At 35.4% G+C, this 12,048-nt stretch carries 10 protein-coding genes; 8 read left to right on the top strand and 2 right to left on the bottom strand.

Annotated elements, in window-relative coordinates:
- Positions 1-2 precede the first annotated feature (2 nt).
- The 8 genes from ABI125_03535 (at position 3) to ABI125_03500 (ending at position 10,566) form a co-directional block, all read left to right on the top strand.
- Positions 3-1,457, top strand: coding sequence for a SusD/RagB family nutrient-binding outer membrane lipoprotein (locus tag ABI125_03535; GenBank protein XCF06937.1), 1,455 nt, complete (start codon positions 3-5; stop codon positions 1,455-1,457).
- Between the two features lies 1 nt (position 1,458).
- On the top strand, positions 1,459-3,141 hold the full coding sequence (locus tag ABI125_03530; protein XCF06936.1) for an alkaline phosphatase family protein: 1,683 nt from the start codon (positions 1,459-1,461) through the stop codon (positions 3,139-3,141).
- Positions 3,142-3,146: 5 nt separating this feature from the next.
- Positions 3,147-4,409 carry a hypothetical protein gene (locus tag ABI125_03525; protein XCF06935.1) on the top strand — a complete coding sequence of 421 codons (1,263 nt, stop codon included), beginning with the start codon at positions 3,147-3,149 and terminating at the stop codon, positions 4,407-4,409.
- 10 nt (positions 4,410-4,419) lie between these two features.
- Positions 4,420-6,039: a fibronectin type III domain-containing protein gene (locus ABI125_03520; GenBank protein XCF06934.1), complete on the top strand. Its 1,620-nt coding sequence runs from the start codon at positions 4,420-4,422 to the stop codon at positions 6,037-6,039.
- 80 nt (positions 6,040-6,119) lie between these two features.
- Positions 6,120-7,394, top strand: coding sequence for a DUF5690 family protein (locus tag ABI125_03515; protein XCF06933.1), 1,275 nt, complete (start codon positions 6,120-6,122; stop codon positions 7,392-7,394).
- A complete protein-coding gene (locus tag ABI125_03510; protein XCF06932.1) occupies positions 7,387-8,547 on the top strand; it encodes a TIGR03364 family FAD-dependent oxidoreductase in 1,161 nt (386 codons plus the stop codon). Before ABI125_03515 ends, ABI125_03510 begins: the two co-directional genes overlap by 8 nt.
- 8 nt (positions 8,548-8,555) lie before the next feature.
- A complete protein-coding gene (locus tag ABI125_03505; protein XCF06931.1) occupies positions 8,556-9,236 on the top strand; it encodes a phosphonatase-like hydrolase in 681 nt (226 codons plus the stop codon).
- A 4-nt stretch (positions 9,237-9,240) separates the two neighbouring features.
- Entirely contained in the window at positions 9,241-10,566 is a 1,326-nt protein-coding gene (locus ABI125_03500; protein ID XCF06930.1) for an aspartate aminotransferase family protein, read from the top strand.
- Between the two features lie 3 nt (positions 10,567-10,569).
- On the opposite strand, the gene ABI125_03495 is transcribed toward ABI125_03500, so the two are convergent.
- Both ABI125_03495 and ABI125_03490 read right to left on the bottom strand, forming a co-directional pair.
- Positions 10,570-11,145: an XRE family transcriptional regulator gene (locus tag ABI125_03495; protein ID XCF06929.1), complete on the bottom strand. Its 576-nt coding sequence runs from the start codon at positions 11,143-11,145 to the stop codon at positions 10,570-10,572.
- 275 nt (positions 11,146-11,420) lie between these two features.
- Entirely contained in the window at positions 11,421-11,990 is a 570-nt protein-coding gene (locus ABI125_03490) for an RNA polymerase sigma-70 factor (protein ID XCF06928.1), read from the bottom strand.
- Positions 11,991-12,048: the final 58 nt, after the last annotated feature.

Genomic DNA, 12,048 nt, shown 5'->3' with positions numbered 1-12,048 from the left:
TCATGAAAAAAACAGCTTTTTTAACAGTATTAGCAATAAGTATTTTATTTACTGGTTGCGATAAGTTCGATGTTTCAAACGACAATCCTGATGTTGCTTTAAGCATCAATAAAAATCCAGAATTATTACTAACCAATCTTCAAAGAAACTCTATACGTACTGCAGTGAGCGCATCATGGAGTGAAGGCAACTTAATGGGGCAATATGGAGCTAGAATCGTGTTTACATCATTCGATTTATTCGATTGGGGAGCACAATCTGGCCAATGGGACACATATTACCTAGCTATTCGAGATGCCAAAGTACTAGAAGAAATAGCCGTTACCGAAGGTAACTCAAGTTACGAAGGCGTATCAAAAGTTATGCAGGCTTGGTTGTTTAGTTTATTAACCGATATGTGGGGAGATGTGCCTTTTAGCGAAGTTAACTTGGCTAACGAAGGTAATGTAACTCCTGTTTATGATACACAAGAAGATATCTACAATGGCTTGTTACAGCTTTTAGACGAGGCCAACACTATTTTAGGAAATGCCCAGTTTGCCATAAAAGGAGATTTGGTTTTTAATGGCGATTTAAGTAAATGGCAAAAGTTTGCAAACTCATTACGTTTAAGGTTAGCATTACGATTAAGTGAGGTAAATGCAACAAAAGCAGCTTCAGAGATTGCTACAATTTTCAACAACATGTCGTTATACCCTATAATGGAGTCTAACAACGACAATGCTACATTAACCTTTTTAGGGGCCAATCCTGATGCGCACCCAGTGACCGAAGAATCGGTTTATAGAGTAGGGTCTTATAATGAATACCGCATTTCTGAAAACTTTGTAGGCCTTCTTAAAAACTTTGATGATCCAAGATTAGAGTTTTTTGCAGACCCTACGGCTAATTCGGTTGAAAATGGCACGCCAGAAATTGAAGGTATGCAAAATGGTATTGTAGATGGCCCAGCTTACGAATACAAGGGCGGAGATGCTTTCTTATCAAAATTCAATATTTCATATTTTTATTTGCAGCCAAATGCCAATCAAGCACGTTTAATGTTGCATGGTGAAGTTAATTTTATTCTATCTGAAGCTGCACAAAGAGGTTGGATTAATGCGAACGCAGAAGCACTTTACAACGAAGGTGTTACTTCTAATTTTGAATATTGGGACGTTACCATGCCTACCGATTATTTAACTCGAACCGGTGTAGCTTACAATAACAGCTTAGAAACTATTTTAAATCAAAAATACATTTCGCTATTCTACACAGATTACCAAGGATTTATTGAATTTAAGCGCACGGGCTTTCCAAGTACAATTGCCCCTGGCCCAGATGCCTTTTATTCAACATACCCTAGCCGTTTTGAATATCCAAGTGACGAGCAAGCTCTAAATGCACAAAACTACAATGCAGCTGCAACGAGAATTGGAGGAGACGAAATAACAACTAAAGTTTGGTGGGAAAATTAAAATGACACATAAAACAATATTAATAGCAGGTACAATCATAGGGGCAGCACTGTCCCTATGCTCTTGTACTTTCAATCCGGAAAAAGAATCAGTTTCACCGAAAGGCATAGAACATGTAATTGTAATAGGTGTAGATGGCATGAGCCCAGACGGTATTGTCAAAGCCAAAACCCCTACTCTAGATTCTATAATGGCAAACGGTGCTGCCACCTTACACGCCAGAAGTGTGCTACCATCAAGTTCTAGCCCAAACTGGGCCAGCATGCTCATGGGCGCAGATACCGAACAACACGGTATAACTTCAAACGGGTGGAAAAAACACGACCATGTTTTGCCTCCTGTTGTTGAAACCAATAACGGTACCTTTCCTACTATTTTTACCCTTTTTAAAAATCAAGAACCAGAGAGCAACGTAGGAGCCATTTACGATTGGGACGACTTTGGAAGATTATTCGAAAAAAGTGAAGTAAGCTTCGACATAAATGGCGACCACGAAGACGGCACCACTAAAGATGCTGTAAAATACATTGAAACTTATGCGCCAAAGTTTGCTTTTATCCACTTAGATCACGTTGACCATGCAGGCCATAGTATGGGACATGGTAGCGAAGAATATTACGCTTCTGTTGAAAAAGCAGATTCTTTGATTACTGAAATAATTGAAGCCACAAAACGCAAAGGCATTTTCAATAAAACTATGTTTATAGTGGCTGCCGATCATGGCGGATTAGGTTATGGTCATGGAGGAGAAAGTTTAGCTGAGGTAGAAGTGCCATTTATCTTGTACGGTGCTGGAATAAAAAAAGGCTACAAAATTGAAGAAACGGTTTATCAATATGATAATGCGGCTAATGTTGCTTATGCCTTTAATCTAAAAACACCACAAGCCTGGATAGGTCGCCCTGTAAAAGGAGCTTTTATTGGCAACCCAAAACCAGAGTTAATTTATAAACGTGTAAAACGTACTGTAGCCCCAAAAATATTACCCAACGCAGGGTATTACGAGGCCGCTGGAGGGGTTTTTAAAGCCGATTCGGTTGCTGTGGTTATTCAAAACCCTAACAGTAAGGGCACTATCCGCTACACGATAGATAATGAACTACCTACATTAGAAAACAGCAAGATATATAAAGACACGTTTTACCTTAAGCAGACTAGAATACTTAAAGCCGCTGTTTTTGAAAATAATAAAATTGAAAGCACCGTGGCTTTGGGCAATTTTAGAATAGCGCCTAAAACCAAGGAAAACCCTGTAAAATACCAAATCTTTTATGGCGAAAAATTGGAAAAACTACCAAACTTTTCAAAACTGCAACCTGTAGTAACAGGTTATACAACCGAGTTTTCCCATAAAGAGGTTATTGTTGATGATATACAAACAGACCAAGTAGCCGTAGTTTACGAGAGTTACTTAGAAATAGACAAAAAAGGAAAATATACTTTTTTCGTTAACAGTGACGATGGCAGCAAGCTTTATGTGAACAACCAATTAATTGCAGATAACGATGGGGATCATGGCGTTTTAGAAAAAAGCGGAAGCATAAACCTTGAAAAGGGAAGGCACTTAATTAGGGTGGAATTTTTTAATGGCGGAGGCGGTTTTCATTTAGACGCTAAATACGAAGGAGAGCATACGTTGAAACAAATTATTCCCATTAACAGGCTATTCAGAACCAAAAGTTAAGGTTTATGCTCAGAACATTTTTAGCTACTTTTTTCTTTTTGGTTGTTTGGCATGAAACACATGCACAAAACAATGTTTTTCCAAAATGGGAACCGGGTTTTTTAGATATTCACCACATAAACACCGGCCGTGGCGATGCCGCTTATATTGTTATGCCCGATGCCACAACCCTTTTAGTGGATGCTGGCGACATGTCTGAAACACACCCAAGAACAACATCGTCTAGAAATGCGAAATTAGTACCCAACAATTCTAAAACCGCACCACAATGGATTGTAGACTACATCAAACAATTTGCACCAAAACAAAGTCGGAGTTCTTTAGATTATGCTTTAATAACCCATTATCACGATGATCATTTTGGTGAAATCGACTCTACAAGAATCATGGCTAAAGGGGGGTATCAACTTACCGGAATCATGGAAGTTGGCACCATATTGCCTGTCAAAAAATTAATCGATAGAGGTTTTGATTTTCCTATAAATTTAAAAGATAAAAGCATTCAAACCTTACCTCAATTTGCAAACGATCCTTACCGCATGATTGCTACCCTTAAAGCATATTGGCAATTTATCGACTATCAAACTAAAAAAGGATTAGAAAACGAAACTTTAAAAGTAGGGTCTAAAAACCAAATTAAACTGAAAAACAACCCTGAAAAATTCACAGGGTTTTCAGTGGTAAATATCGCATCAAATGGTAAGATTTGGACTGGTGATAATGAAGACACGTACCAACTATTTAAGAAAGGGGACTATCCAGGAGAAAACCCATTGAGTAATTGCATTAGGATAGATTATGGTAAGTTCAACTATTTCACTGGTGGCGATATTTCGGGAATTGGAACTTTTGGCCAATCCAAATTAAACACTGTAGAATCTCATGTTGCTCCAGTAATCGGTGCTGTAGATGTGGCTACGTTAAACCATCACGGAAATCGAGATTCTCAAAATTCATTTTATGTACGTACAGTTCGTCCACGTGTTTGGATTCAGCAAAATTGGACTGCAGATCACCCAGGCGAAGAAGTGCTTCGTCGCATTACATCACAAAGTTTATACCCGGGCAAACGCGATATCTTTTCTACTGTAATGCTACAAGGAGCTAAAGATGTTTTAGGAAGCAAATTAAATCAATATAAAAGTCAAGAGGGGCATATTGTAGTACGCGTTTTTAACGCAGGCGACAATTACAATATTTACATTTTAAACGATAAATCTGAAGACCGAGAGATTAAAGCCCATTTTGGCCCATACAAATCACGTTAATTTTAAAACCATGAAAAAATTACATATAGCACTATTAGTTGTCGTGTTTTTCCAAGTCAAATTATTTGCACAAAACCACACAGAAATTCTTGTGCAACCTTATTTACAAGATGCAGAACCATCCTCAATAAAAGTGCTTTGGGAGACCAATACTAACGAAAAAAGTACTGTTGAATGGGGTCTTACCCCTAAATTAGGCCAAAAAACTAGCGGATTTTCAACTAAGGTTAATTATGACGATTCTTTTTTGCACCAAGTTGAACTTACCGGCTTAAAACGTTTTACCATTTATTATTACCGCGTTAAAACAGGAAAATTAAAATCGGACATTTACCAGTTTAAAACACCTCCATTTGCCAATCAAAAAGAGTCGTTCAACCTAGTTGCTATGAGCGATATGCAATACGACCACAGGCAACCAGAAAAGTTCCAAGAAGTGGTTAACGATGGCGTTATTAAATATTTAGAAAATGAATTTGAAGGTAACGTACCTGAAAATTTAGCTTTAGTGATGATACCTGGAGATTTAGTTGAGAATGGTGCAAAATATCACCAATGGAAAGACCATTTTTTCAAACAATCGGCAAACTTGTTTTCCCAAGTTCCTGTTTATCCTGTTTTAGGAAACCACGAACGTAACTCTAATTTCTATTTTAAATATTTTACGCTACCAGAAAACGGTTCGCCTGCATACCACGAGCATTGGTGGTATAAAGATTATGGAAATACTAGAATTATTGGATTGAATTCAAATAGCGGATACCGCGATTTAAAGGAGCAATTTGAATGGTTAAAAACAACATTGGAAGAAACCGCAAAAAACGATAATATCGATTTTGTTTTTGCACAATTACACCATCCGCATAAATCTGAGCTCTGGATCCCGGGAGAAGAAGAACCTAGCGGAAAAATAGTGAAAATGCTAGAAGCCTTTACTGAAACCTCGGGAAAACCTAGCCTACATTTTTTTGGGCACACACATGGCTATTCACGCGGTCAATCAAGAGACCACAAGCATTTATGGGTAAATGTAGCTTCGGCTGGTGGCGCTATTGATAATTGGGGAGAATTTGAAGGTAGAGATTACGATGAGTTTACCGTAACCCAAGATGAGTATGGGTTTGTTATGGTGTCTATAGACCCCAATCCTACCGACCCTAAATTAACTCTAAAGCGTATTAGTAGAGGCAATATTGAAGACGGCATAAAAAACAACGAAGTTTCTGACAGCATTACGGTTTGGAAATTAACAAAAAAACCAAATGCCCCTAAAGCATTAAGCCCTATTAATGAAACTGTAAACTATGTTGGCACCAGTTTAAAAGCTTCAGCATTTATTGGAAATAGGGCTGGCGCATTTCATGCAGCGTCTCATTGGCAAATCTCAACATCCGAGAATTTTGAAAAAAATGAAGAAACCGGAGAGGACGTAAAAATTATAGAAAGCTGGAAACAGTTTGAAAACTGGTATTACGATGAAAACCGTCAGAAAAACGACAATTTAAGCGATGAATGGTTTGAGCGCTTAGAGCCAAATACCACCTATTACTGGCGTGTAAGGTACCGCGACCAATACTTAAACTGGAGCGATTGGTCTATCACAAAATCTTTTAAAACAAAACAAAATTAAGTTTTTGAGTTTTTTTATTTGAGTTAGTTTTTGTTGTATGGCAGCTTTCTTTTTGAAGGCTGCTTATACTTTTTCAATTTATGAAATCGAACAATTTAAAATTTATTTTACAAGCATCAGTTGCTGCGTTTGGAGCTTATTTTTGCATGTATGCCTTTAGAAAACCGTTTACAGTTGCCACGTTTTCAGAGTTAAGTTTCCTAGGTATAGACTATAAAATATGGCTCGTTGTAGGACAGGTTTTAGGTTATACCCTATCTAAATTTGTAGGTATTAAGTTAATTGCCGAAATGCCAAAAAGCAAGCGATTTATATACTTGGTAAGCTTTATACTTTTCGCCGAATTGGCTCTTTTAGGTTTTGCTATGGTTTCGGCCCCTTATAATATCATTTTTCTGTTTTTAAATGGGCTTCCCTTAGGCATGATTTGGGGTATTGTTTTTTCTTATTTAGAAGGAAGAAAGAGCACCGAAATTTTAGGTGTAATTCTATGTTCTAGTTTTATAGTTTCTTCGGGTGCCGTAAAATCTATAGGCAAATTGGTTATGGATTCTTGGCATTTTTCAGAATTTTGGATGCCATTCATTACAGGACTGCTCTTTATTATACCGTTAGTTTTATTCGCCTTCTTGTTAAATCGTTTACCTGAACCGAGCAGCCAAGACGAACAAACAAAGTGTAAAAGAGCTACATTAAACAAGGCAGAGCGCACTAAACTATATAAAGAATTTGCATTACCACTAACCTTAATTGTTGTTTTTTATGTGTTTTTAACAGGAGTTAGGGACTTTAGAGATAATTTTGCCCGCGAAATTTGGGATTCATTAGGTTTTTCCAACAGCGCAGCTATCTATTCTTTTTCAGAAATTCCAATAGCCGTTTCAGTGTTAATAATTATGATTGCTATTGGTTCAATTACAAAAAATTTTAGAGCATTCGCTTGTTATCATTTGGTACTATGCGCTGGTGGATTATTAATAGGGATTTCAACCGTTCTTTTTCAATTTGGGGTTATAACCCCTGTACTGTGGATGATTATTTCTGGCTTTGGCATGTACATTTGTTACATTCCGTTTCAAGGTCTGTTTTTCGACCGTATGATAGCGACCTTTAAAATAAAAGGTAACGTAGGCTTTTTAATTTACCTCGCCGATGCTTTCGGTTATTTAGGAAGCGTCATTATTTTGTTTTATAAAAACTTTGTAAAGGCTAATATTTCATATTTAAATTTTTTCACTTCCCTCATTTTAATAGTAGCCGTTTTAGCAGTAAGCATATCTATTATATCCTATGTGTTTTTCAATAATAAAAAACAAAAAACCATAGTTCAACCTAATATTTTAATACATGAATAATAAAACATATGACCTTGTTATTATTGGAGCTGGTATTTTAGGAACCTTTCATGCATACCATGCTCTAAAAAAAGGATTAACCGTAGCGTTAATAGAAAAAAACGTTAGGCCCCAAGGTGCAACAGTTAGAAATTTTGGGCAGGTTGTGCCATCAGGAATGAACTTAAAATGGCAAAATATTGGCCGGAAAAGCTTAGAAATCTATAAAGAAATCAGTAGTCAAGTTGATGTTACGGTAAAGCAAACGGGCAGTATCTATTTAGCATCAAACCAAGAAGAAATTCAGTTAATCGAAGAGCTAGCTCAAATTAATAAAACCAATAATTATGAATCGCATTTATTAACGGCTGCACAGTGCATAGAAAAGTGTACCGGATTAAACAAAAATTATGTGAAAGGCGGTTTGTTTTTTCCGCAAGAAATGAATGTTGATCCTAGTTTAATGATTCATAGAGTTCGTAATTTTTTAATCAACAGGCATCAGCTTGAGTTTTTTCCTAATACAACCATAATTAATATTGAAGAAGCAAACGGAAAAACAGTGGCGCATGCCTCTAACGGCGACATCTTTTCGGCTTCAAAAATAATTGTTTGTAACGGTAGCGACTTTAAGGCCTTGTTCCCAGAGGTTTTCAATAAAAGTGATCTAGAAGTAAGCAAACTACAAATGCTTCGCACGAAACCCCAAAAAAATTACACCTTGGCCCCATCAGTTTTAACGGGCTGGACAATAAGGCGTTATGAATCTTTTACAGAATGCCCTTCATTTAAAACCATAAAAGCCAAAGAAAATAAAGCCGATTTTCATAATGAATATGGTATTCACATACTATTTAAACAGGTAAACGATGGTTCGGTTGTATTAGGTGATTCTCATGAATACCAAGATGCCATTAATGCCGATTTGGTTGGTTTTAACCGAAATGAAGATATTGACGATTTCATGATAGCAGAATCTAAAAAAATAATGGATTTACCAACTTACAAAATAGATTCGCGTTGGGTGGGCGTGTATTCGCAATGCAAGAATAGCGACATTTTTGAATATCAGATAAATAAAAACACGCATATAGTAACCGGAATTGGCGGCAAAGGCATGACGGGTAGTCCAGCGTTTTCCGAAATAAGCTTAAACAAAATACTAAACCAATAATTATAATAATGACAGCAATTAAAATGGTTGTTTTCGATATGGCCGGAACAACAATTAATGAGAAAAATGTAGTGTACAAAACCCTTTTTAAAGCCATTGGCAATTATACCAGTGCCGTAAGTTTAAATTTGGTTTTAAAATTAGGCGCCGGCAAGGAAAAACACCAAGCTATTAAGGATATTTTAAAATTTTTGGAGCTAGACCAAGAAATAAACTCAGAAACTATTTTCAACGAATTTAAAATTATGCTGGATAAGGCATACCGAGAACTTGATGTTGCACCAATAAAAGGAGTTGAAGAAGTACTACTTAAGTTAAGAAAAAACAATATAAAAGTAGTTTTAAACACGGGATACAACAAACTGGTTGCCAATAAATTATTAACCAAAATTAATTGGAAATTAGATATGCATTATGATGCATTAGTTACGGCAGACGATGTTATTGATGGGCGACCAAACCCTGATATGATTTTTAAAGCCATGGAAATTTTCAACATTAACGACGCCAAACAAGTCTTAAAGGCAGGCGATTCGGCAGTCGACATTCAAGAAGGGAAAAATGCCAATTGCGGTATTACAGTCGGCGTGCTTTCTGGCGCACAGACCAAAGATCAGCTAGAAAGTGCTCATTGCGATTTTATTTTAGAATCATTAGCAGATTTAAATCAAGTTTTAAAAAACATCTAAATTCATGAGTGTAAACCAAGGCGAAAACATTAAACATTTAGGAAACAGTATATCTAAATCTGATTGGGCAAATCAAGTCATCCAAAGAGATTCTGAGGTGTTTTATCACCAATCGTTATCCTCTCCAGTTTTCAATATGGTAAGCAAAGCAGAAGGCGCTTACCTATTTGATGAAAAGGGCAAAAAGTATTTAGATTTTCACGGTAATGGAGTACATACTGTTGGCTATAACAATCCTAAAATTTTTGAAGCTGTTGTTAATCAGTTTGAAAATAAATTGTCGTTTTCGCCAAGACGGTTTACAAATGAACCGGCTGTTTTATTGGCGGAAAAATTAGTTCAAGTTACTCCCAAAGGATTAAACAAAGTATTGTTTTGTCCTGGCGGATCGGAAGCTATTGAAATGGCAGTAATGTTAGCTAAGCATTATACAGGCAAATGGAAAACATTATCGTATTACGGTACTTTTCATGGTGCAGGATTTCAAGCAGTTTCAATTGGTGCCGACAAGCATTTTAAAGATGGATTAGGGCCCATGATGCCTGGGGCAATTCATTTAGAATTACCCGATTATTACAGAAACCCTTGGAACTGGAGCAACCAACAACAAATTGACGACGAGTATTTAAGGCAGTTAAAAATACAAATTGAAAATAACAGCGATATCGCTGCACTCATAACTGAACCCATATTTTACAATTCTACGGTGCCAACAAAGTATTATTGGGAACAAGTAAAAGCCATTTGTGAACAAAATAATATTCTCTTGATTTTTGATGAAATTTACACAGCTTTTGGCAGAACTGGTAAAATGTTCGCTAGTGAACATTTTGTCACACCAGATATTCTAGTAATTGGCAAAGGCTTTGGTGGAGGGGTTGTACCATTCGCTGGCATTGTTGGCAAACAGGAACTTGATGTTATTTCACATAAATCCATTGGGCATTATACACACGAAAAAAATCCGTTGTGTGCATCGGTTTCAAAAGCAGTAATTAATTTTGTTGAAGAAGAGCAACTCGTTGAAAAGACAAAAACCTTAGGATTGTATTTTAAAACACAATTAGAGCATTTTAAAGATGAGTTTGAATGCATAGGGAACATAACAGGTTTGGGCCTAAACTTAGGTGTAGATATTGTTAAAAGCAAAGCAACTAAAGCCCGTGATGTAGAAAAAGCACACCTAATCATGAATTTTTGTTTGGAACGTGGTATTTCGTTTAAATTAATTCAAGGTAATATACTTAACTTAAAGCCTTCACTTATCATTACAAAAAGTGAAATCGACTATACTTTAAAAATCTTAAAGGAAGCTTTAAAAAGCTTTTAGTTGTTAAGAATTTTCAGAATAAAAATAAAGCACAAGCATGGTACAATCTGCATCAAATCGGTTTATTGGCACATGCGGTAAACGGCCATTAAAATATAGCGAATCTCCTTTGTTTACTTCTATTTCTTCATCATCAATAATATAAACGCATTTTCCAGAAAGTATATATTTAAACTCCCAAGCATCAGTAATTACTTTTTCCCTTTCTGAGTTTGGTGAAACCGTAAGAATAACCGCTTCAAAACCAACAGCATTTAAACTTTTTCCAAAAATCTGAAAATAGGTAAAACCCTGGGCTTCAATCTCTTTTTCCAGAAACTGTTTGTCTTCATCCTTAATATGAACGAATTTTGCACCAGCCTTCTTTTCAACGCCTTCAAAAAAATTACTGGCATCAACATCTAAGGCACTTATTAGCTCTAATAAAACTGGTAAAGAGGGAATAGTTCTTCCGTTTTCTATTCTAGAAATTAAACCATTGCTTACCCCTGCATTGTTGGCTAAATTACTGATGGTAATTCCGTTGTTCTTTCTTATAGCTTTTATACGTTTACCAATACCAATTAAAAAGTCATCCATTTATACGATAATTTTCACAATAAAAAGTAAATATATTCTTTCTATTAAACTTAAATGATTTTGTTGGTTTTATTTTAAGGTTAATAGTTTAACAGGAAAATCAAACTTTACGAAACATACAAATATTACACTACATATAGCATATAAAAATATACTTTTTATATTTTGAAGGTATTAAATATTCGGTCTCATTTATTATAAGAATGGAATTTACAATCTTAAGTTTAAAACAACAGCAATTAAAGTTACATTAGATTACAATATTAGGCACTTAATTAAGACGAGGAAACATTTAAATCTTGCATACACACTTTTAATAAAGCATATGCTCTTCTTATATGACCTTCAACCGTTTTAATAGAAATTTCTAAGTTTTTAGATATTTCAATATATTTTAAACCTGAAATCTTTTTATCCAAAAACACCTTTTTACATCTCTTAGGCAGTTTATTAAGGCATGCGTCCAGCTTTGCTAATAGTTCAGCTTTATAATTGTCATCTTCATCTATAGTAATTGTTGCTTCTTTTACTGAGGATTGATAAAAAGACAAATATTCATCATTTTTTCTAGAGTTATTTTTAAAGGCGTCCATAAGTTTATAATAAACAATTCTATATAGATAGCCTTTAAGTGACGATTTAATTTTCAATTTTTTACGTTGGCGCCAAAGATCTAAAAAAGTATCCTGAACAACATCTTGGATTAAATTACGATCAGGCGTATATTTAAGAGCATATATACAAAGTTCATCATAAAACCTGTTATAAATAGTTTCGTAAGATTTTAAGTTCCCTTGCTTTAAAGATTTTAAAATAACACTTAAATCTTCACTCTTTTGATCCATTTACATAAAATATTGAGGGTAAAACTAAGTAAATTAAATAAAAATGGAGGGTTTTTGC

This window comes from Tamlana crocina, from assembly GCA_040429635.1.
Classification (GTDB): Bacteria; Bacteroidota; Bacteroidia; order Flavobacteriales; family Flavobacteriaceae; genus Flavisericum; species Flavisericum crocinum.
This window is presented reverse-complemented; position numbering and strand designations above follow the sequence as displayed.